Source organism: Gordonia sp. (in: high G+C Gram-positive bacteria) (genome assembly GCF_012515855.1).
Classification (GTDB): Bacteria; Actinomycetota; Actinomycetes; order Mycobacteriales; family Mycobacteriaceae; genus Gordonia.
The window spans coordinates 23918-45078 of the sequence record NZ_JAAYXO010000107.1 but is presented as its reverse complement, the minus strand read 5'-3'; the positions used below and the strand labels follow the sequence as shown (position 1 = coordinate 45078).

At 66.1% G+C, this 21161-nt stretch carries 18 protein-coding genes and 1 pseudogene; 5 read left to right on the top strand and 14 right to left on the bottom strand.

What is annotated here, in order from left to right; translation table 11 throughout:
- Positions 1-134: 134 nt before the first annotated feature.
- The 7 genes from GX543_RS08050 to GX543_RS08020 all read right to left on the bottom strand — a co-directional run bounded on the left by GX543_RS08050 (position 135) and on the right by GX543_RS08020 (position 6064).
- On the bottom strand, positions 135-341 hold the full coding sequence (locus tag GX543_RS08050; RefSeq protein WP_290851128.1) for a hypothetical protein: 207 nt from the start codon (positions 339-341) through the stop codon (positions 135-137).
- A gap of 10 nt (positions 342-351) precedes the next feature.
- Entirely contained in the window at positions 352-903 is a 552-nt protein-coding gene (locus GX543_RS08045) for a hypothetical protein (RefSeq protein ID WP_290851127.1), read from the bottom strand.
- Positions 904-912: 9 nt separating this feature from the next.
- Complete coding sequence (locus GX543_RS08040; protein WP_290851126.1) at positions 913-1353, bottom strand: single-stranded DNA-binding protein; 441 nt, start codon at positions 1351-1353, stop codon at positions 913-915.
- Positions 1354-1432: 79 nt separating this feature from the next.
- A complete protein-coding gene (locus GX543_RS08035) occupies positions 1433-3208 on the bottom strand; it encodes a type IV secretory system conjugative DNA transfer family protein (protein WP_290851125.1) in 1776 nt (591 codons plus the stop codon).
- Positions 3205-3756, bottom strand: coding sequence for a hypothetical protein (locus GX543_RS08030; protein ID WP_290851124.1), 552 nt, complete (start codon positions 3754-3756; stop codon positions 3205-3207). Before GX543_RS08030 ends, GX543_RS08035 begins: the two co-directional genes overlap by 4 nt.
- Positions 3753-5237 (bottom strand): ATP-binding protein, encoded by a 1485-nt coding sequence (locus GX543_RS08025; RefSeq protein ID WP_290851123.1) that lies wholly within the window; start codon positions 5235-5237, stop codon positions 3753-3755. The genes GX543_RS08030 and GX543_RS08025 overlap by 4 nt, the downstream gene beginning before the upstream one ends.
- Entirely contained in the window at positions 5234-6064 is an 831-nt protein-coding gene (locus GX543_RS08020) for a hypothetical protein (RefSeq protein ID WP_290851122.1), read from the bottom strand. The genes GX543_RS08025 and GX543_RS08020 overlap by 4 nt, the downstream gene beginning before the upstream one ends.
- An 89-nt stretch (positions 6065-6153) precedes the next feature.
- Here GX543_RS08020 and GX543_RS08015 point away from each other — a divergent pair, with 89 nt between their 5' ends.
- Positions 6154-6933: a hypothetical protein gene (locus GX543_RS08015; protein WP_290851121.1), complete on the top strand. Its 780-nt coding sequence runs from the start codon at positions 6154-6156 to the stop codon at positions 6931-6933.
- A gap of 21 nt (positions 6934-6954) precedes the next feature.
- On the opposite strand, the gene GX543_RS08010 is transcribed toward GX543_RS08015, so the two are convergent.
- On the bottom strand, positions 6955-7401 hold the full coding sequence (locus GX543_RS08010) for an SCO6880 family protein (protein ID WP_290851120.1): 447 nt from the start codon (positions 7399-7401) through the stop codon (positions 6955-6957).
- Positions 7402-7411: 10 nt separating this feature from the next.
- Here GX543_RS08010 and GX543_RS08005 point away from each other — a divergent pair.
- Positions 7412-9994 (top strand): annotated as a pseudogene (locus tag GX543_RS08005) (TrlF family AAA-like ATPase); the annotation flags it as partial.
- A gap of 25 nt (positions 9995-10019) precedes the next feature.
- Here the strand turns inward: GX543_RS08005 and GX543_RS08000 are convergent.
- Positions 10020-10358 carry a hypothetical protein gene (locus GX543_RS08000; RefSeq protein WP_290851118.1) on the bottom strand — a complete coding sequence of 113 codons (339 nt, stop codon included), beginning with the start codon at positions 10356-10358 and terminating at the stop codon, positions 10020-10022.
- 374 nt (positions 10359-10732) lie between these two features.
- On the opposite strand from GX543_RS08000, the gene GX543_RS07995 reads away from it, so the two are divergent.
- The 3 genes from GX543_RS07995 to GX543_RS07985 all read left to right on the top strand — a co-directional run bounded on the left by GX543_RS07995 (position 10733) and on the right by GX543_RS07985 (position 15327).
- Complete coding sequence (locus tag GX543_RS07995) at positions 10733-13537, top strand: aconitate hydratase (protein WP_290851117.1); 2805 nt, start codon at positions 10733-10735, stop codon at positions 13535-13537.
- Between the two features lie 113 nt (positions 13538-13650).
- Complete coding sequence (locus GX543_RS07990) at positions 13651-13995, top strand: YciI family protein (protein ID WP_290851116.1); 345 nt, start codon at positions 13651-13653, stop codon at positions 13993-13995.
- A gap of 87 nt (positions 13996-14082) precedes the next feature.
- The gene (locus GX543_RS07985; protein ID WP_290851130.1) at positions 14083-15327 is read left to right on the top strand and encodes a sigma-70 family RNA polymerase sigma factor; all 1245 of its coding nucleotides are present in this window, start codon (positions 14083-14085) and stop codon (positions 15325-15327) included.
- Here the strand turns inward: GX543_RS07985 and GX543_RS07980 are convergent.
- The 5 genes from GX543_RS07980 to GX543_RS07960 form a co-directional block, all read right to left on the bottom strand.
- Positions 15324-16040, bottom strand: coding sequence for a DNA methyltransferase (locus GX543_RS07980; RefSeq protein WP_290851115.1), 717 nt, complete (start codon positions 16038-16040; stop codon positions 15324-15326). The genes GX543_RS07985 and GX543_RS07980 overlap by 4 nt on opposite strands.
- 106 nt (positions 16041-16146) lie before the next feature.
- The gene (locus GX543_RS07975; protein ID WP_290851114.1) at positions 16147-18381 is read right to left on the bottom strand and encodes an NADP-dependent isocitrate dehydrogenase; all 2235 of its coding nucleotides are present in this window, start codon (positions 18379-18381) and stop codon (positions 16147-16149) included.
- 165 nt (positions 18382-18546) lie between these two features.
- A complete protein-coding gene (locus GX543_RS07970) occupies positions 18547-19632 on the bottom strand; it encodes an AI-2E family transporter (protein ID WP_290851113.1) in 1086 nt (361 codons plus the stop codon).
- A 26-nt stretch (positions 19633-19658) separates the two neighbouring features.
- Complete coding sequence (locus tag GX543_RS07965; RefSeq protein ID WP_290851112.1) at positions 19659-20522, bottom strand: AlkA N-terminal domain-containing protein; 864 nt, start codon at positions 20520-20522, stop codon at positions 19659-19661.
- Entirely contained in the window at positions 20519-21142 is a 624-nt protein-coding gene (locus GX543_RS07960; RefSeq protein ID WP_290851111.1) for a DNA-3-methyladenine glycosylase I, read from the bottom strand. Before GX543_RS07960 ends, GX543_RS07965 begins: the two co-directional genes overlap by 4 nt.
- Between the last annotated feature and the right edge of the window lie 19 nt (positions 21143-21161).

Below are 21161 nucleotides of genomic sequence, written 5' to 3'. Positions count from 1 at the left end.
GAAGGCGGATGTTGATCGTGAGAAGAGCCCGAAGGCTGTAGGACTAGGCCGAGTCGGCCACGTTTGCTTTGCCTCGCCGTGGTGGCGAAGCGCTAGGACCACAACATCCGCCATCCGCGGCGGATGTCTTCATTCTACGACGACGAGCCCGCCGAAGCACGGGGACGTTTCGGTCGAGTCGCATCTTCCGAACGGCACGAGCCCGACTGCTGGAGCGCCATACGGATCAGCAGTTCACTGAGCTTGTCCAGGTCGGGCGGATCGTGGAAGTCGGCGCGGATCGTCAGCTCGCGCTCGCTCTGCTGGCGTTGCCCGGTCTTCCGTGCGTAGCGGCGAGCCATGACTCACACCTCACCCGTCTCCGGGTCGGCAGCGGCGAAGAAGGCGTCCTCTGCCTCTTGGCGCCGCGACCTCGTCCAGGACGAACCGGACGAAGTCTTCGTCGCGGTCGGTGATCGGCGAGTCCTCGATGGGGTGTGCGGGGTCTTCGCCCGGCCAGCTCGTCTGTCGTGTCGGTCGGTCGCGGTCGAGGCGTGTTCCGCAGGCGGCCACCCAATCGCGGAGCCTGGCGCGGGCATCGGCGAAGTCGCGGTGCCAGCCGAGTGGGGCGGAGCCGTTCTGGTCGGGGTCGTAGGCGCACAGCCAGTGAAGGTGCAGCGCGGACAGCTCCCACAGGAGTTCGGGGTGGCGGTGCCAGTACGGCGGCACGACGCTGGCTGGAAGACCGTATGTACGACGGAGCCAGTCCACCCAGCGATTCAGTTCGAGCAGCTCGGCTTCCAGATCGTTCGCGGTGAGGAGATTCCAGTTGACCGGGTGCGGCGGCTCAGGTGTGTCGAACCGGGGTGCCGCCAGGACCGGCTCGGGTGGCATGTCATCGTGCTCAGGAAACTGATCGGTCATGATGCCTGCTCACATCCCGATTGCGGTCGCGCTCGGCGCTGCGGCCTGCTGAGGTGCAGCGAAGGCGGCTGAGTCGCGCCCGGCCGCAGACCGCTCGGTGCGATCCACCTCGTAGCGCGTGCGGGCGAGGTCGTGACCGATGCGAGTCGCGATGAACTCCTCGCCTTCGTACCGCTGGCCGTTCCGCTCGTAGGAGTAGTCGCGCACCCTTCCGTCGGCGATGATGTTGTCGCCCTTGGTCAGACGCTCAGCCCCCTGCTCGGCGGCACCGCGATACGCGATGAGGTCGTGGAAGGTCGTCTCCAACTGCGTGAAGGTGTTGTCGGGTTCCTTGCGGTAGTGCTCGATCCCGACCTTCAAGTAGAGGCGTGCGTCGCCGCGTTCGGTCTGACTGAGCTGCGGGTCCGAAGCAACGAAACCGGAGATGGACTGGTGGGTGCGAATGGCCATGATGGCGTCCTCCTGAACTCGGGCGACCAGCTGCATGTAGTCGCTGTGTCAGGCAGGTGCGCCCCGGCACCCAGAGTCGTCAGGGTGCGGGGCGGCGCAGGAGTGCTTCGAGTTCGGCGCGGTCGCTGCGCAGTTGCGTGGCATCCTGTCGGGTGGGCCAGGCGCGCAGGTCGGTGATGATGGGTGGTGCGGAGCGGAGCATGGTGATGCCGGTGCCGAACGGCAGCGTGCGGATGCGGTCGGGCGGCAGGATCGGGACGCGGCGAACAGAGCGTTGGTTGGAGCGGGTGCCGCGGTCTCCGAGGGTCACACTGTCGGTGTACTCGTCGCGTTCGCCGATGAGGGTGGAGAGGTCTTGGAGGTCGCGGCTGTTGGATGCGCCGCCGAGGATGATCTTGACAATGCTGGCGTCCCAGATCGCGCCGGCCTGGTGCTCGCTCCACCGGTCGCGGGCTTGGGCGAGCGACTGCAACACGGGCATGGTCGTGATCCCGGTGCCGCCGCCTTCGGCCATGAGTGTCGGAAGGGACGGCAGCGGCGCGAGGTTGCCGATCTCGTCGAGCGCGAGCAGCAGGGGTGGGTCGAGTCGGGCTCCGGGTGAGCGGGCGGCGAGTCGGCGCGCGGTCTCGATCAGGTCTTCGACGAACGCCGCAACCAGCGACGCGGATGCGCCGGCCCCGGCTCCGGTGGCGAGCAGGTAGAGGGTGCCCTGTTCGGTGAGGAAGGTTTCGGGGTCGAACTGCTCGTGCGGCCCAGGTGACACCGCGTCGAGCACGCGGGGGTCGGCAAGGGCGCCGAGTGCGAGGGAGACGCCTTGCCAGATGCTGTCGCGGGTCTTGGGATCAGCGTCGATCATCGCGGCCAGTGAGTCGTCCCACCCCATCGCCGCGTTCGGATGGGAGTTCAGGATCGCGACCGCCTCAGACGCAGCCGAGGGGTCGAGGGTCCATCTGAACAGCTCGGCGGGTGGTCGGCCGTCGAGGGCTGCGGCGTGCAGCAAGCTCTGAAGCGCGGTGCGGGTCTTGCCTTCCCAGAAGCCACCGGACTCCATCCCACCAGCGGAGAGGCCGGTGGCGGCAGCGAGGCCGTTGGCGCGGATCATCGCTGTGAGCGGGTCGTGGCAGCCGCGCACGGGTGACCAGCGCAGCCCGGCAGGGATGCCCTCGGCCAGGCGCTGGGGATCGAACACCGCGACCGGCCCGCCGCGACGGCGACGGGCGCGGAGGGTGGCGGTGAGATTGTCAGGCCTCGTGCTGGTGGTGACGACCGCGCCGGGGGCGTCGAGGATCGCGTTGATGACCACATGCAGGCCTTTGCCAGAGCGGGGCGGACCGATCAGCAGGATCGAGTCCTCGACCGATGCCCACACCTTCGTGCCGCGACTGGCTCCGAGCAGGTAGCCGACATCCTCCGGCGTTGGGGATTCCAGCGACGGCCGCAGCGTCCCGGCACGGTGGAGCAGTGCCTTCGCTGACGCGGCAGTCTTCACCTCCTGGCTGGTGGCGATCCCGGCGAGGCGGTGCGGGTCGGTCTCGGTCTTCCTGGTGTGGCGGCGCAGCACGATCCAGACCCACGCTGCGATGGCGGCGAGCCCTCCGAGCATGACGGCACTGACGAGCCAGTACAGGATCGGATTGAGCCCCTCGGCACCGAGCGCGGTCGCGGGGTCGGCGGGGTTGAACAGCACCCCGAGTCCCGTAGCCGGGCCGGCGTCTGGTTGCGGCAGGCCGGTGAGGAACGCGGTGATGCTGCCGGCTGCGCGCAGGACGAGCGCGATGCCGAACATGCCGATCAGCCCGATCAGGGCGGCGTTGGTGAGTTCGTCGCCCATGCCGCCTGCTTGTCGCTGGTTCATGTCAGCCGCCGCACCGCGAACGTGCCCGAGACACGCCCGAGCAGGATGACTTCCTGCCCGGCGGCGTCGGGGAGGGGGTCGAGGTCGATGAGCGCGCGGGCGGCGCCGGTTCCGGTGGCGTCGGTCTGGGACACGATCACAGCGACGGCGACATCCTCACCGGGGACGAACCCGTCGGCGGTGACCTCCATCAAGCGCGGCACCCGGCGTGCGTGGCGACTGCGCCGTGTCTCCGGCACCGGCATCTCGGGCACGGGTGCGGCGCGTCGGGGTGTGCGGGGGCGGATGATGTCGGTGAAGACGCTCCCGTCGCACTCCCGCACCTCCACCCGGACCGCGACGGTTCGGTCCCTGGTAATGGCATCCATCAGTGGCCCGAACGTCGCCCGCATCCACACGGTCTCGCCGGGTGCCGGGAATGGTGTCCCATCGACGGTCGCGGTCAGTGTTCCGTCGGCGGCGACGATGACGAGGACGTGCGGCAGCTCAACCGGAACCGGCTGCTCGTCGTCGTTCGGGTTGGATCGGCGCGGGCTGGTGAGGTTCATCGGTGGCCTCCCGCCGCGCGGCTGCTGGTGTCGAACAAGGCGAGCTCGGCCGGATGCAGCTGATGCTGGGTAACGAAGCTCCTGGCCTTGATCCGCCACAGGCCTTGACCGACGCCGAGGTTCGGCAAGAGCTGCTGCTCGGTACCGGTCAAGCCGAGGGCGGTCGCGGTCGGGCCGAGCTGGTCGGACTCCTGCCGGTACACGATCCGCGTCTCCGCGTTCGCCAACAAGGAGTTGGCCAGCGACCGCATCGCCGAGCCTTGGTCGCCCACGTTGTCGAGGTCGGTGAGCTTGTGGAAGATCAGCATGTTCGCGATCCCGTAATGCCTCGCGAGTCGCCAGTGCGCGTCCATCCGCCGCAACAGCGCCGGGTGGGACATGAGCCGCCAGGCTTCGTCGTAGATCACCCACCGCTGCCCACCGTTCGGGTCGAGCAGCGCGGACTCCATCCACGCCGACGAGCACGTCATCAACACCGAGATCAGCGTCGAGTTCTCCGTGACCCGCGACAGATCGAGGGAGATCATCGGCAACGACGGATCGAACCGGACCGTGGACGGCCCATCGAACAGCCCGGCCAGGTCACCGGCCACGAGCCGGCGCAGCGCGTGACCGACCAGACGCCCATCCTCGGCCAGCCTGCCGTCGGCATCCGTGCTGGGCGCAAGGATGCGATCGACGACCATCGGCAGGATCGGCACGTCGTTCTCCCGCACCGTCTGGGTCAGGGCGATGTCGATCGCGGTGTGCTCCAACGGCGACAACCCGCGCGCGAGCACGGTCTCGGCAAGCGCACCGATCAGGTCACGACGCCGCGCCGCAACCGTGTTGGTCCACTGCTCGTCGGAGAGGCCCGCTGGTCGGTGGCCTTCGTCGAGCGGGTTCAGGCGGGTGTTGAGGCCGTGGCCGAGCACGATGGCACGTCCGCCGACGGCGTTGGCGACTGCGGTGTGCTCGCCCTTCGGGTCGCCGGGAACGTACACGCGCCGCCCGAACGGCAACGACCGGGTGTAGAGCGATTTGGCGAGGCTCGACTTCCCGGAGCCGACGATTCCGGCCAGCACCACGTTCGGGGCGGTGATGATGCCGCGTGCGTACAGCACCCACGGGTCGTAGACGAAGCTCCCACCCGAGTACAGGTCCTGACCCACGAACACCCCATCGGCACCGAGACCGCCCTCGGCGACGAACGGATACGCACCCGCCAGGGTGGCGGACGTGTCCTGGTGTCTGGTCAGACGGAACCGGCCTGGCGTCCGCAACCGCGCGGCACCTGGCTCGCCGGCCTTCGGCAGGTAGACCGTGGCGCGCCGCTCGGCCCGCTCCTGCTCGGCCTTCGCCTTCGCAGCGCCGAGCGCAGCCTTACGCTGCTCGGCATGCAAGCGGGCTTCTGCTCGGCGGCGCTGCTTGCGGAGCTTCCGCCGTTCCTTCGACGGTGCCACCAGAACGGCGGTGTGCAGCCGTTCCCGATCCTGGGTCACAGCCCCAGCTCCCGCGCCCGCTTGACCGCGGTGATCTTGGTCGGCTCGAACCACGACCCGTCCGGCTTCGAGGCCGGAAGATCGGCCGGCTTCGGAGCACCTGGAGAGGAGTACGACACCAGCAACTCCGGGCCATCCCGCATCGGAGACGGCCCGGTCTGCTCGGCTTCCTGGGCCTCGATGCCGGGTTCGATGTAGCGGCGCAGCAGCGAGACGTAGCCGAGGTGCGGGTTAACGACCAGCGCGTAATCGCCGGAGATCGCCACTTGATCGTTGGTGCCCTCGCCGGGCTCGTCGTAGACGTACCCGTTCTCCAGCGCAGCCTGCGTGGTCTCGTCCCCGTAGTCCCACTGCGCGAGGTAGTCCACCGCATCGACATGCCCCAGCTCATCGAGGATGCGCAACGGCCTGTCGGCCTCATCGCCCTGGAGGAACACCACGTTGACCCACCTCGACGGCGCGGCCTCCTCGACTGCCGGGTCGGGGTGCCATGCGATCCGCCCGGCCGCGATGAAACCCTCCGCGAGCCGCTCGTAGGCCCGGTCGACGAGACTCGCAGCCTGGTGCAGCTCCTCCGCAGCAGCAAGCGCATCCCGCACCCCGACCTCGTGGCTTCCGTCGTCGTCGAACGCATGCGCGGCCTTGCGCTCGTGAACATCGGCGATCTGATCGAGCACCTGCCGCAGCGACCGCATCCCCGACGACAGGTCGCCGATCACCCCATACATCTGCGCGGGCTGATCGAACGTACGGCTCGCGTGAGCCAACCCCCGCAGCGCCTCGGACGCCTCAGCAGCGTCGGCAGTCGAATCGAAGAACGTGGGCATCGTGGACCTCCCTGGTGCGTGTGACTGGGAGGTGCGCTGAGTCATCCACTTCTCCGGTGGCTCGCGAACTCGCTCGATACGATGGGTTCGTGGGACGCATTCCGGGGTATTACGAGTGGGACGACGATGACTTGACCCCGGGACGCAAGAAGGAGGGCGGGCTTCACCAGAACCTGTTCGATGCTGACGGCAGCTTGAAGGGAAGTGCGCGGTTCGTCCCTGCCGAGGAGGTTGACCCCGATCCCGTCTATGTCACGGAGTACGTCACAGAGCACGTTTATGTTCCGGCTGAGGAAAGGCGCCTGACCCCAGAACAACAAGAGCTGGCTGATCTCATCAGCGAGGTGCTCATCGCGTTCATGGCCAAGGGAATCGAGCGGGCCAAACCCCACGTCAAGAAGTGGTGGACGGAGTCAGTTCGTCCATTCGTAGGCGAACAACGCGTCCGGTTGTCCCAGTTGCGTCCAAAACGCCCGCTGAAGGCAGACCGCGTTTCCCTCGAATCTGACCGCCTCCCCGTTGACTCCGATCAATCCTCAGCTGAGATCGCTGTAGCCGCACCTCGCCCGAAGATGTCCAGCGCAGAAGCCCAAGCCCGGTATCTCGCAGCAATGGCCGCGCGCGCATTCAGCGAGGAGCAGATGAGGATGGTTCGGAGCGCGGACATCCTCGATGTGGAGAACATCGCCGAGATCGAATCGAAGATCGCAGAACTGCCGCCCAGCGAGGTGCGGGAGCTGATGTCCAGGATGGTCACTGATCCTTCAATGCTCGGCGAAGAGACGCTGGCCGAGTTGGCAAGCGTGCTTGCGAGAGTCAATCGCCCTGCCCAGGAAGAGTTCCGCCAGCTACCCCAAGGACGCGACTGAGTAGCTCCCACGCCCTTTGTTTTAGACCCGCCGGCACAGCGGGAGCGCGGCGGCGGTGAACGCTGCGGCTTGCTGGCCGACGAGGAGCCGGGTCTCACAAGATGCCTGGATCGCAGCTTGCTCAATGGCGGCGACCGCCGCGTCGAGTTCCTCCACGGTGGGCGCGGAAACGGCGATCAGGCCGGTGTAGCGCAGGATGCCGTGCCCGGCGGTGAGGTCGGCTTCCTGCTGGAGCACGTCGTGGTACTCGGCGGTCTGGGAGGCGTCCTCGATCTGGCCGATCTTCGCGCGCTGGGCTTGGTCAGAGATGTGCTCAACCTTCTTCTTGCGGATGTCGCGGGCGGCCTGGTCGGAGCGCATCGGGGTGCAGATCAGCGAGAACGACCGCTGGATGCCGGTGGACAGCAGCACCGGCGACAAGAACCCCGGATACACCAGCGACCGCGGCCACTCACTGACCCAGAGCACCGCGTGGTGAGACTCTCTGACCGACCTCGGCCACAGAATCAAGGAATCTGTCCCGGCCGAGCACCTGTCGAACTACGATTCGGACCTCCGAGAGGGGTTCAACAACCTGAATGTCGGGCTTGATGACGTTCAGGCGATACTCGCCGGCTCGTACTTCAAAGGTCGTGCGCTCATCGGGATCGGCAAGACCGAGTGGCGCGATATCAAGTGGAATGACCAATCAATTGCCGCAAAGAAGAACGTCATCAACTCGGCTCAGTTCATCTTCACCGCGTACGAGGACACGACCCGGTGGCAGGCAGACGTGGAAGACCTCCGCAACAGCAACGTCACCCACCAACTCTTGGACTGTAGCGACGCGCATCACTTCTCAGGCTCCGATCAACACATGCGCCTCGGAGCCTGCCAGACCTGGCTCAACACGACTCCAACCCTTGCCGGCCTTGCCTACGCGATTGAAGAGTTTGATCGCCGGGTCTTCGTTGGACTAGAACCGCCCGCGCTCGCAAGAATGCGGAAGAATCCGGAGCGGTTCATCGAGAGAATCCGAGTCGGCTCCGAAAATGAGGATCGCGACCTCTTCAGCCACGACCTCCCGCTCAACTCAGGATTCGTGGCAGTAGTCGGGAACAAGGGCCAAGGTAAGTCCGCACTCCTCGACTGCATCGCCCTGGGCGGAAACTCATCACGCAGTAGCGAGTTCGCCTTCCTAAGCCCCACTCGGTTCCTCAGCGCACAGAATCAGAAGGTCGCCAGGGAGTATCGCGCGGAGATCATTTGGGCCACGGGCACTGCACGGCAGGCCCAACTGAATCAACCACACGACAATGCGGCTCCCGTCCTGGTCGAATACCTGCCACAGATGTTCGTCGAGCGAGTGTGCAACCTTGACCCGGCGGCAGACGACGCCGACGAGTTTGAACGCGAGCTTCGTACGGTTCTCTTCACTCACATCCCCGAGGATGAACGCGCTGGCGAGAAGACCTTCGACGCACTCCTGACTCAGAAGACTCGAACCTCCCAAGACGACCTGACGAGACTCCGCGCAGAACTACGGACTGCGGTGCGTGGCTATGTTGCAATCGCTGCCTTCCGAGCAAGCAATCAAGCATCCGAAGTCCAGAGTCGTCTGGACTTCAAGCAGGCTGATATCGACGCGGCGAAGAAGGATCTCGAAACGGCGAGAGCTGCGCTCGCTGAGATCGACACTGCAAGCAAGGATGACGGGCACCTCACTGCGCTGATGCAGCGCTCCGAGGAGATCGAGACCTCGCGGTCAGAACTGACGACCCGCCGAAGTGCCAACGAACAGCAACAGGCCAAGTCCCGCCAACGGCTGGGCGGGATGGAAGCGATCGCACACCGGGCCGAAGCGATTCAGGCCGACGTTGCCACGCTGAACAGCGAGGCCGAGGCACTTCTCGACGATGGAGGGACCGGGAGCCCCTACCTCCAACTGACAGTCAACGCCGGGAGATATCAGACATGGCTCACAAAGGAGGAAGAGTCACTGGCCGCCCTGAAGCGCGAGCGCGATCAGGTTGATCAAGACCTCGAAGTTCAGGAGAAGGCAAGGCGCGAGAACGCAGATGCACTCGCTGCAGCCGACAGCGCACGTGAACGCGCTCGACAACGCGTCCTCCAATCAGAGGAACGGGTGACGGCGCTCGTCGGAGACGAGGATGATGAAGAGTCTCATGCTGGACTCTCATCCTTGCTGCGGCGTATCGATGAAGCGCCAACCAAGATGTCTGAGCTTCGTGACGAGATCATGCTTTGCTCACGTCGAGTCCACGAGGCTCTAGAAGCGCAATTACACGCGGTTGAGAGTCTGTACGCTCCGGCATCCACATTCATCGCACAGTCTGATGTAGTCAAGAACGCGGGACTTGAGTTCAACGCTGAACTACGCATCCTCCCAGCATGGAGGAGTGTCGCAGCCGGCCTAGACGGCCGCAAGAATGGGGAGTTCTCCGACTGGCTCATAGAGTTGCCACAGCGTGTCGAGGACACGAGCTGGGATCAGCTCGCGACCCAACTTCGAGAGGCATTCGACCGTCTGGAGCATGAACGAGGAGAGGCCGGCGGCGAGTACCGGAACCCAGCAACCGCACTTCGCAACAACACAACCATCGACGACTTCCTCATGAGCAGGTTCGACCTGTCCTGGCTGGAGGTCCGGTTCGGTCTCACCGGTGATGGGCTTCCGCTCTCTCAGCTGTCACCCGGACAGCGTGGCCTTGTGCTCGCGCTGTTCTACCTTGTCGTGGACCGGAGAACCACTCCGTTGCTGCTGGACCAACCCGAAGAGAACCTGGACAACGAGACCATCACATCCAAGCTCGTGCCAGCGATTCATGAAGCCGCAGGACGCCGACAGACGATCGTCGTCACTCACAACGCCAACCTCGCCGTCGTCGGCGATGCCGACCAGATCGTGCACTGCCAAATGAACGATCGACGCTTCACCGTAAACAGTGGGAGCATCGCTGAACTCGACGTTGCGAAGTTCGCTCTCAACGTCCTTGAAGGAACCAAGCCGGCATTCGACAACCGGCGACACAAGTACGAAGCATTCCCCGAGTTGTCCTGACCCCTGGGTCCCCATGTCCTGCGTGTCACCGATCAGTAGTTCTCGGCCCGACGTCCATGATGACGCCGGCGTCGACCAGCGCCGACCGCACGGCCTTGCGGTCCACACCCATCCGGCGCCCGATCGCCCGCATCGAGACGCCCGCTCGCGCCAGGCGCACAGCCTCTGCCTTCTCGTCGATACCCAGCCCCGGTCGGCGGCTTGGGACGTTACGGCGGCGAAGGTGGGAGAACACCGTGGCGCGGTGGATGCCGTACCTCTCAGCGAGAGCCTTCACGCCCATCCCGGCCAGGTAGTCGCCGACGAGCGCGTCCACCTCGGCGGCGGTGAGAAAAGTTTGAGCCGTCTCGACAGTCCTCACCACGGGGCCGCGGTCGTCCCTCGGAGCGGCACTCGCGGGCCGTCGCGAGACCGCGTAGACCCCACGGTCCAGGCGGTTGACCAGGGTTTTCGTCTTGGGGGCGGAGTTGCCAAACGTGCTACTCAGTCACCCCGAAGAACAGTGCGCGGTCTGCGGAAACGCAGACCGCGCACTGTTTCCATCTCGCACCATTTCGGTCTTCCGCACTCAGTCGCGACCAAGTGCGGAAGACAGACGTGGTGCGTAACGGCCACCAGTAGGCCGAGACGCCGGAACCCGGCCCCTTTCCAATCTTCCCGCGTAGCGTCGGATGTAGTCGGATGCCTCGCACGACCCGACCTCGCGCCGTGCGAAACGCGGAAGGTGGAGAAGATCAAATGACGACGAACAGCTTTGCGAGCCGGGACCAACTCGACGTCGGCGGCACGAGGTACGAAGTCCATCGGATCGATCGAATCGTCGGCTCGGCTCGGCTCCCCTACAGTCTGAAAGTCCTGCTCGAGAATCTCCTCCGAAACGAGGACGGCACGGTCGTCACCGCCGCTCAGGTCGAAGCCGTGCGCGACTGGGATCCGACATCGGAACAGAACCCGGAGATCCAGTACACGCCGGCACGCGTGCTGATGCAGGACTTCACCGGCGTCCCGTGTGTGGTCGATCTGGTGGCCATGCGCGATGCGATGACCGAGCTCGGCGGTCCGCCGGCGAAGATCAACCCGCAGATCCCGGCGGAGCTGGTCATCGACCATTCGGTGATCGCCGAGGCCTTCGCCAGCGCCGAGGCCTTCGGCATCAACTCGCAACTGGAGTTCGAACGGAACAAGGAGCGCTACCAACTGCTCCGCTGGGGGCAACAGGCCTTCGACGACTTCCTCGTGGTGCCGCCCGACACCGGCATCTGTCACCAGGTGAACCTGGAGTACCTCTCCCGCGTCACGTTCACGCGCGAGCGCGACGGTGTCACGCAGGCCTACCCGGACACGCTGGTCGGCACCGACTCGCACACCCCCATGGTCAACGGACTCGGCGTGCTGGGCTGGGGTGTCGGAGGGATCGAGGCCGAGGCGGCGATGCTCGGCCAGCCGATCAGCATGCTGATCCCCCAGGTGATCGGGGTCCGACTGAACGGCGAACTCACCGACGGCACTACCGCCACGGATCTGGTCCTCACTGTCGCGGAACTGCTTCGCAGCATCGGGGTGGTCGGCAAGTTCGTCGAGTTCTTCGGCCCCAGCGTCCAGCATGTGCCACTGGCCACGCGCGCGACCATCGGCAACATGAGCCCCGAGTACGGCTCCACCGCAACGATGTTCCCCATCGACGACGTCACGCTCGACTACTTGCGATTGACCGGCCGGGCCGATCAGCAGATCGCTCTGGTCGAGGCCTACGCCAAACTCCAAGGGCTGTGGCACGACCCGGATCACGTGCCCGACTTCTCCCGCATCGTCGACCTCGATCTGTCGACCGTCGAGGCGTCGATCGCCGGACCGAGCCGTCCGCAGGACCGCATCCCGCTCGGCGACGCACCGCGCACCGTGCTCGGCTTGTTCGGCGATCAGGTCGGATCACGCACCCCCGGCGGCGTCGACAGCGCCTCCGCCGCGTCGTTCCCGGCCAGCGACCCGATCGCTCCGGGATCGCTGGCCGGACACGATGCTCCGCCACGCCACATCACCGCCGACCAGCTGACCGCCAACGAGAAGCTCGGATGGCCGAGCGATCCGGTCGAGGTCTCGATCGACGGACGGGACGCCATCATCGACCACGGCGACGTCGTCATCGCCGCGATCACCTCGTGCACCAACACGTCCAACCCGGCGGTCATGCTCGCCGCGGCGCTGCTGGCCAAGAACGCCGTCGAGAAGGGGCTGCGGACCCGACCGTGGGTCAAGACCACGCTCGCTCCCGGCTCACGCGCGGTGACCGACTACTTCGACCGTTCGGGGTTGACGCCCTACCTCGATCAGCTCGGCTTCCATCTGGTCGGATACGGCTGCACCACGTGTATCGGCAACTCCGGTCCGTTGATCCCGGAGGTGAGCGGCGCAATCGGTGAGAACGATCTGAACGTCTCGGCCGTCCTGTCGGGCAACCGGAACTTCGAGGGACGCATCCACCCGGAGGTGCGGATGAACTTCCTCGCCTCACCGCCGTTGGTGATCGCGTATGCCCTCGCAGGCAGCATGCACACCGATCTGCTCACCGAGCCGCTGAACGCGAACGACGACGGCGACCCGGTGTACCTCCGCGACATCTGGCCGTCGGAGGAGGACATTCAGAAGGCTGTCGACGAGAACGTCGAAGCCGGGATGTTCACCAAGGGTTACTCGGACGTGTATGCCGGCGACGGAAACTGGCGCAGCATGAGCATCCCGGACGGCGATGTCTACGACTGGGACGAGACGTCCACGTACATCCAGCGGCCGCCGTTCTTCGACGGCATGACTCGCGAACCGCAACCGATCACCGATATCAGCGGTGCCCGCGTCCTCGCCAAGCTGGGCGACTCGGTCACCACCGACCACATCTCCCCCGCCGGTGCCATCAAGCTCGACGGCCCCGCGGGCCGCTATCTCACCGAGAACGGCATCGAGCGCGCGGACTTCAACTCGTACGGGTCGCGGCGCGGCAATCATCACGTGATGATCCGAGGCACCTTCGCCAACGTCCGACTGCGCAACCAGCTGGTTCCGGGCGTCGAGGGCGGCGTCACCAAGCACTGGCCCGACGGCGAGCAGATGACTATCTACGACGCCTCCGTTGCCTACCAGAAGGACGCAGTCCCGCTGGTCGTCCTCGCGGGCAAGGATTACGGATCCGGGTCGTCGCGCGACTGGGCGGCCAAGGGCACCCGACTGCTGGGCGTCCGCGCGGTGATCGCGGAGTCGTACGAGCGGATCCACCGATCTAATCTGATCGGCATGGGCGTGCTGCCGTTGCAGTTCCAGGACGGCGACTCCGCCGAATCGCTGGATCTGATCGGCGACGAGGTCTACTCCGTCTCCGGCATCGCCGACGGCGACGGCGTTGCCGACGAGGTGACGGTGACCGTCGAATCCGGTGGCCAGACGCGGGAGTTCGGCGCCAAGGTGCGGATCGACACCCCGGCCGAGGCCGCGTACTACCTCAACGACGGCATTCTGCAGTACGTGCTGAGGAATCTGCTGGCGAAAGCGTAGGAGTCACTGCGCCTCGCCGAGCTGTCGATCTGGCAGGCTCCCATACGTCACCATGGTGTCGGGCAGTTCAGCTCGGCATGACACCGCTCGAAACGACACCACTGGGAGATGCCATGAAATACGCACTGCTGCTGATGGGCCACGTCAACGACCCCGCCTGCGGCGAGGACGGCGGCGCGAGCCCCGAGGATTTCTTCGCCTTCGACAAGGAGATCACCGACGCGGGCGTCGTCGTCAGTTCCTTCGCCCTTGAGGACGAGCGTGTGATCGTCCACACCGACGAGGCCGGCGAGCGCGTCGTCGCATCCTCGGGACCATTCGCCGAAGTCCAGGAGTTCGTCGGCGGCGGCTACATCATCGAGGTCGCGAACGTCGATGAAGCGATCGCGTGGGCTCGCCGCAGCCCGGGGTCCGCTCCGGGCGGACACGTCGAGATCCGTCCGCTGGCCCCGTACTGAGTCGTGACCGGATCATCCCGCCGCCCGACGGCCCGTGACGCTGCGGACCGTGACGCTGCGGACCGTGACGCTGCGGCTCGTCGGGCGGTGGCGAATGTCGACCGCGAGCTGCGTTCTCGACTGATCGCCCGGCTGACCGGCCGTTTCGGCGACCTCGACCTCGCCGAGGACGCCTTGCAGGAGGCGCTCGCGCAGGCCCTCGTCACCTGGCCGGAATCCGGGATACCCGACTCGACGGAGGCTTGGCTGACCACCACCGCCAAGCGCAAGGCGCTCGATGTGATCCGTCGTCAGCAGGTCCTGCACGAGAAACTGGCGAGACTGCACCTCGAGTCCGAGCGCGACCCGCAGCCGACCGGGTTCGCCGACCCCGCCGACCGGGCCGACGAGACTCTGCTCGACGACCGGCTAGGGATGTTCTTCGCCTGTGCCCATCCGACCCTGACACCCGAAGACCGCATCGCCCTGACCCTGCGGTTCGTCGCGGGCTTGACGACCGCCGAGGTCGCGCACGCGCTGCTGGTGCCGGTCCCGACCATGCAGCAGCGGATCGTCCGGGCTAAGAAGCGACTCTCGACGCTAGGCGTGCCGTTCACTCCCCCGACCGCCGACGACCTCCCCGAACGATCCGCCGGGGTCCTGCGCGTGGTCTACCTCCTGTACGCGGAAGGATTCGCTCGATCGTCCGGCGCCGCGCACGTGCGCGACGACCTCACCGCAGAGGCCGTTCGCTTGGCACGACTGCTGGCGCGCCTGCTTCCGCGCGCCGAAACCATCGGGCTGCTGGCGCTGCTGGTGCTGACCCAAGCACGACGACCGGCCCGCATCGACGGCGATCGGCCCGTACCGCTCGCCGACCAAGACCGCAGGCTGTGGGACGCAGCGATGATCGCCGAGGGACTCCGGCTCGCCGAACGGGCGGCCGGCTCACCCGAGGCCGGGCCGTACGCGATTCAGGCGGCGATCGCCGCGGTCCACGCCGAGGGTCCGGATGTGGAGCGCACCGACTGGGAACAGATCGCCGTGCTCTACCGATTGTTGGAGGCCGTCGACGCCGGACCGGTGGTGAAGCTCGGCCGTGCCGTCGCCGAGGGCCGCGCGTTCGGTGCCGACCACGGCCTGCGCATGCTCGACGACCTCGCGGAGACCTCACTGGCCCGCTATCGGCCGTACCACGTCGCGCGCGCCATCACCCTGGTCGAACTGGGCGACGCCGCGGCCGCCGCCGAGGCGTACCGGGCGGCCCTGGAGTTGCGCGGCAACAGCGCCGAAGACGACTACCTCACCGCGTCGCTGTCGGCCGTCACCGACCCGGCACCGACTGTCGACTAACCGTTTCGGAACACCAGGAGCGCATCCGCCACCAGATCGTGCGGGTAGCGGTCCCAGACGATGTCGGTGGTCCCGACCTCCCGCAGATGCTCGCCGAGCACCCGGCGACAGTCCTCGATCAGATGCGTCGTCACCCCTCGATGGCAGATGTCGGCGACGTTCCAGACCACGAAACCGCCGGGGGCCACCAGGTGCGCGCACTGTGCCGCCACCAGCCCGAGCTCACGCAGATACCGGGAGTAGTCACCACCGTCCTCCTCGTAGGCGGTGAGCGGGTCGGCGTCGTGATCGTCACTGGTCATGTACGGCGGCGACGTCAGAATCAGGTCGACGCGGCCCTCCGAGCACTCACCGTGTGCACGGAGCACACGCACCATCCCGCGCGCATCGCCCTCGTAGACGCGCGCGCCGGGAACTCGCTCGCACAAGTACGCCACCCGTTCGGGAAGCAGTTCGATGCCGAGCCCGCGCCGACCGAATCTCACTGCGCGATCCAGCGTGGTGCCGAATCCTGCGAACGGATCGAAGACGACGTCGCCCGGCGCGCTGCACCGAGCGATCACGTGGTCGACGACGTCGGCCAGCATGTGCACGTCTTCGTCGGCAGCAGCCGGACGCTGCTGCAGGAAGTCGTCGTACAGGGCGAACAGCGGCGAGTCGAGCGGAGAGCCGACCAGCGGTCCGTCGGGCGACTCGTCACCAACAATCGTCACGTCAAGCAGTGTATCGGGGCGGGTCAGACCCGGCGAACGTCGAACGCCCGACCTGCGCGGGCAGGTCGGGCGTTCGGCGGCTTGTCAGCTTGTCGGCGACAGAAGATCAGGCGCGCACGGACTCGAGGTCTGCGTTCAGCGTCTGGCTCGGCCGCATCGCGGCGGTCAGCTTCGCGCTGTCGGCCATGTAGTAGCCGCCCAGGTCGACCGCGTGCCCCTGCACAGCCGCGATCTCGTCGACGATCTTGCTCTCGTCGGCGGCCAGCTTCTCCGCCAGCGGCGCGAACTGCTTGGCGAGGTCAGCGTCCTCGGTCTGCGCCGCGAGCGCCTGCGCCCAGTAGAGCGCCAGGTAGAACTGGCTTCCCCGGTTGTCGAGCTCACCGGTGTTGCGCGACGGCGACTTGCGGTTGTCGAGCAACGTGCTGGTGGCCGCGTCGAGCGTGGTCGCGAGGATCGTCGCCTTGGGGTTGTCGTACTTGCGTCCGAGATCCTCCAGGCTCGCAGCCAGCGCCAGGAACTCACCGAGCGAGTCCCACCGCAGGTGGTTCTCTTCGACGAGCTGCTTGACGTGCTTGGGCGCCGAACCGCCGGCACCGGTCTCATACAGGCCACCGCCCGCCATCAGCGGAACCACCGACAGCATCTTGGCGCTGGTGCCCAGCTCCAGGATCGGGAACAGGTCCGTGAGGTAGTCGCGGAGGATGTTGCCGGTCACCGAGATGGTGTCGAGGCCGCGCATCGCACGCTCCAGGGTGTACCGCATGGCGCGGACCTGGGACATGATCTGGATGTCCAGTCCCTCGGTGTCGTGGTCCTCGAGGTACTTCTTCACCAAGGTGATCAGGTTGTTCTCGTGCGGACGGTACGGGTCCAGCCAGAACACGGCGGGCATGCCCGAGGCACGCGCACGCGTCACCGCAAGCTTCACCCAGTCCTGGATCGGCGCTTCCTTGACGATGCACATGCGCCAGATGTCGCCCTGCTCGACATCCTGCGACAGCAGGACTTCACCGGTGGAGGCGTCGACGATGTTCGCGACACCGCCCTCGGGGATCTCGAAGGTCTTGTCGTGCGAGCCGTACTCCTCGGCCTTCTGCGCCATCAGACCGACGTTCGGCACGGTACCCATGGTGGTGGGGTCGAAGGCGCCGTTGGTCTTGCAGAAGTTGATGATCTCCTGGTAGATCCGCGCGAAGGTCGACTCCGGCATCACTGCCTTGGTGTCCTTCTTGCGCCCGTCGGCGCCGTACATCTTGCCGCCGATGCGGATCATCGCGGGCATCGACGCGTCGACGATGACGTCGCTCGGCGAGTGGAAGTTGGTGATGCCGTTGGCGGAGTCGACCATGGCCAGTTCGGGGCGACCCTCGTGGCAACGGTGCATGTCGGCGACGACCTCTTCGCGCTTCGACGCGGGAAGGGTGCCGACCTTCTCATACAGGTCGGCGAGTCCGTTGTTGACGTTGACGCCGAGCTCCTCGAAGAGCGCGCCGTGCTTGGCGAACGCATCCTTGTAGAAGACCTTGACGGCGTGGCCGAAGACGATGGGGTGCGAGACCTTCATCATGGTCGCCTTGACGTGCAGCGAGAACATCACGCCGGTGTCGCGCGCATCGTTGAGCTGCTCTTCGTAGAACTCGAGGAGCGCCTTCTTGCTCATGAACATGGAGTCGATGACGTCGCCCTTGTCGAGCTGGACCGTCTTCATGAGGTGGACTTCGCCGTCGGGGGTCACGACCTCCATGCGCGTCTCGCAGGCGTGGTCGAGGATCATCGACTTCTCGCCGGCGTAGAAGTCGCCGTGGGTCATGTGCGCGACGTGCGACTGCGATGCCATGGACCACTTGCCCATGCTGTGCGGGTTCTTGCGCGCGTACTCCTTGACCGCCTTCGGCGCACGGCGGTCCGAGTTGCCCTCGCGCAGAACGGGATTCACCGCGCTACCGAGGCACGCGGAGTACCGGTCGCGGATCTCTTCCTCTTCGGGGGTCTTCGGATCCTGCGGAAAGTCCGGGACCGCGTAACCCTTCTCCTGCAGCTCGTGGATCGCGGCGTTGAGCTGCGGAACCGAGGCGCTGATGTTGGGAAGCTTGATGATGTTGGTGGAGGGGTCCTGCGTCAGGCGACCCAGCTCGGCCAGGTTGTCGGCGACGCGCTGCTCGTCGGTCAGGGCCTCCGGGAACGCGGCCAGCACACGAGCGGCCACCGAGATGTCACTCGTCGTGACATCGATGCCGGCAGCACCGGCGAACGTGCGGATGATCGGAAGAAACGCTTCGGTGGCGAGGCGCGGAGCCTCGTCGGTAAGGGTGTAGATGATCGTCTGGTCTTGGGAGGCCATGTGTGGTCAACCTCATTCTGATCGTTGTTCTTGTGGAACTGTCTGATATTCAGTCGCCCTACATTGTCCCGCTATTCGTGACCTGAATCGACTCGACTCGCGAATGGGAGACCTGGCACACACAACTTTTGTTCGTGACCTGCGCTGCTTGCAGAATCAAGCGCCTTACTCGAGCGCGGGATTCTGGCCTCGCGCGGCTCTGCTCTGTCGAATTGCGACGATCGATTTGGCGACCGCGGCCGTTACGGGTGCGCCCAGCACCATCCCGAGGAGTCCCCCGACGGCCCCGCCGACCATCGTCGACAGGAGAACGACGACGGGGTGGATCTTCAACGACGAGCCCAGCGCCCACGAACTCACCGCACTCTGGATGGTGCCGTTGGAGATCATGAACGTGACGCCGATGATGATCGCCGCAGTCGACCCGCCCGACCCGAACGCGATGAGTACCGCGAAGACGCCGGTGATCCATGCGCCTAGGAACGGGATGAAGGAGAGAAAAAAATACAGGACGAAGACTGGGATCACCAGCGGAACCCCGAGGATGAGCATCGGGATCACGAAGATCGGTGCGGTCACCAGTGCGGTGATGGCTGTTCCGCGAAAGTACCCGCGCAGCGATCCTCGGCACTGGTCGACCACCGCGCTCACCTCGTCGACGGGGAAGGTCGTCGTCCGCGCGAACCATTCCGGGAACTCTGCACCATCGCGCAGCACGAAGAAGAGGAAGAAGGCGGAGAAGAACAGGCCCATGGCGAGGGCGAACAGGCCGTACACCGTACTGGTGACCGCGCCGAGGACCCCCTGACCCACTTCCGGTGCGTACTGCTCGACAGCGGTACGTACGTGCTCGAGCCACGCTGTGTCGGAGTCGTGGCTGTTCAGCCAGTCGATGAGAGCGCTCCACCCGACGTTGATCTGCCGGAGGATCTCGGGCCACTGATCGAGGAACCCGAGAACGACGATCGCAATGGTCCCGGCGGCCACTGACAACAGCACAACCAAACACAAGACCGCCGCGAGAGTCGCGGGAACCCCGCGCCGCTGCAATATCTCCGAGAGCGGCTCCATAACGATGCCGATGATCACCGCGATCACCAGCGGGACGAGGATGCCGCTGACTGCGCCGATGGCGCCCGCGACCATCAGCATCACCACCACGATCCCGATCAGCGACCAACTCGCCGACCCCACGCGCCGCAGGGTTTCGGAGGGGGTACGGCGATCTACGAACTGGTCGGTGTCGGTCACGGTGTCCCTTCAGCATCGTCGCCGAATTACGACGAATGCCGCTTGAGCGTACTTGTCGGTCGAGTCTGGCCGGCCACCGCCCACAGTCGGACGGCGGCGTAGCTTCTGACGGGCCGCCATCGTTCGACGGCACCCTCATCGATGCCATGCGCGAGTCTCATGCGGCGCAGCACGGCATCGTCCGCCGGGAACACGTCGACATCGGAACCTGCTCGGATCGCGAGATAGTCGAGGGTCCACGGGCCGATTCCGTACAGGGCCCCGAGTTCGGCGCGAGCCGGCAACGGTCCGCCCGCTTCTCGATCGAGGAAGAAGTGCGCGACCTCCTGGACCGTCCGAGCCCGAGCGCGCGTGGTCCGCAAGGTGGCGCGAAGGTGGTCTGTCGGCAGGGCGATCAGGTCTGCCGGTCGAGGGAACCGACGCAGACCTGCCGGACCGTCCGTCCCGTAAGCCGCGACCAGTCGCGCGTCGAACAGGCGGGCCGCGGTCAACGTGACCTGCTGCCCCAGGACGGTTTCCACCGTCGCTTCGAACGCATCGGCGCACCGAGTTATGCGCAGCCCGGGTCGTTGCTCGAAGTGCTCGGCGAACACCGGTTCGGCAGCCAGGACCGCGGCCACCGCGTCGAGATCCGCGTCGAGATCGAACCAGTGGCGGATCCGGGCGATGAGGACCGCGTGCACCCCGGTGTCTGCGGTGTCGACCGTCACGGTGACACCGCCCTCGTCGAGAGCCGCCGTCACCGAGTGGTCGTCGCCCCCGACGGTCAGCAGTCGGCTGATGCCGTGGTCGTCGACCCGTTCGACGCCGTCGGTGCGGTGCGCGGCCAGAACCGCGAGTGCCGCACGGTGGTCGAACCGGCCGTTCGCGTCGATCCGAATGCGGCTCATTCCGACCAGACACCGGACGTGCCGCGGCGATGCGAGCCCACCACGTGGGTGTCGACGATCCCCACCGCCTCCATCAGGGCGAACATGGTGGTGGGACCGACGAACGAGAAGCCCGCCTTCCGCAGCGCCTTGGCGAGCGCCGCCGATTCCGCAGACTGAGTCGGGATCTCCGTCATCGTCGTCGGCCGCGGCGTCGCCGAGGGCTGGAAACCCCACACGAACTCGGCGAGACCCCCGCCGTCGCGCAAGGCGACGGTGGCCGCCGCATTGGTGATGGCGGCGCGAATCTTGGCGCGGTTGCGGACGATCCCCGCATCGTTCATCAGGCGCTCGACGTCGGCGTCGCCGTAGCGGGCCACCGCGTCCGGGGCGAAATCGTCGAACGCGGCGCGGAACGCCGATCGTTTGCGCAGGATGATGGCCCACGACAGCCCCGATTGAAAGGCCTCGAGGGTGAGTCGCTCGAACATGCCCCGCTCGTCGCGGACCGGCATCCCCCACTCGGTGTCGTAGTAGTGGCGCAGCATCGGGTCGACGCTCGCCCACGCCGGACGCGCGAGTCCGTCGTCACCGATCACCAGGCCATTGCTCGGCTGGGGCGGTTCGAAAGCGGATGCCATATCTCTTTCCTACCGGGTC

What these genes read in the sequence shown, in the direction of transcription:
- GX543_RS08050 (WP_290851128.1), bottom strand. Translation starts at nt 341, where the DNA reads ATGGCTCGCCGCTACGCACGGAAGACCGGGCAACGCCAGCAGAGCGAG.
- GX543_RS08045 (WP_290851127.1), bottom strand. Translation starts at nt 903, where the DNA reads ATGACCGATCAGTTTCCTGAGCACGATGACATGCCACCCGAGCCGGTC.
- GX543_RS08040 (WP_290851126.1), bottom strand. Translation starts at nt 1,353, where the DNA reads ATGGCCATTCGCACCCACCAGTCCATCTCCGGTTTCGTTGCTTCGGAC.
- GX543_RS08035 (WP_290851125.1), bottom strand. Translation starts at nt 3,208, where the DNA reads ATGAACCAGCGACAAGCAGGCGGCATGGGCGACGAACTCACCAACGCC.
- GX543_RS08030 (WP_290851124.1), bottom strand. Translation starts at nt 3,756, where the DNA reads ATGAACCTCACCAGCCCGCGCCGATCCAACCCGAACGACGACGAGCAG.
- GX543_RS08020 (WP_290851122.1), bottom strand. Translation starts at nt 6,064, where the DNA reads ATGCCCACGTTCTTCGATTCGACTGCCGACGCTGCTGAGGCGTCCGAG.
- GX543_RS07995 (WP_290851117.1), top strand. Translation starts at nt 10,733, where the DNA reads ATGACGACGAACAGCTTTGCGAGCCGGGACCAACTCGACGTCGGCGGC.
- GX543_RS07990 (WP_290851116.1), top strand. Translation starts at nt 13,651, where the DNA reads ATGAAATACGCACTGCTGCTGATGGGCCACGTCAACGACCCCGCCTGC.
- GX543_RS07975 (WP_290851114.1), bottom strand. Translation starts at nt 18,381, where the DNA reads ATGGCCTCCCAAGACCAGACGATCATCTACACCCTTACCGACGAGGCT.
- GX543_RS07965 (WP_290851112.1), bottom strand. Translation starts at nt 20,522, where the DNA reads ATGAGCCGCATTCGGATCGACGCGAACGGCCGGTTCGACCACCGTGCG.
- GX543_RS07960 (WP_290851111.1), bottom strand. Translation starts at nt 21,142, where the DNA reads ATGGCATCCGCTTTCGAACCGCCCCAGCCGAGCAATGGCCTGGTGATC.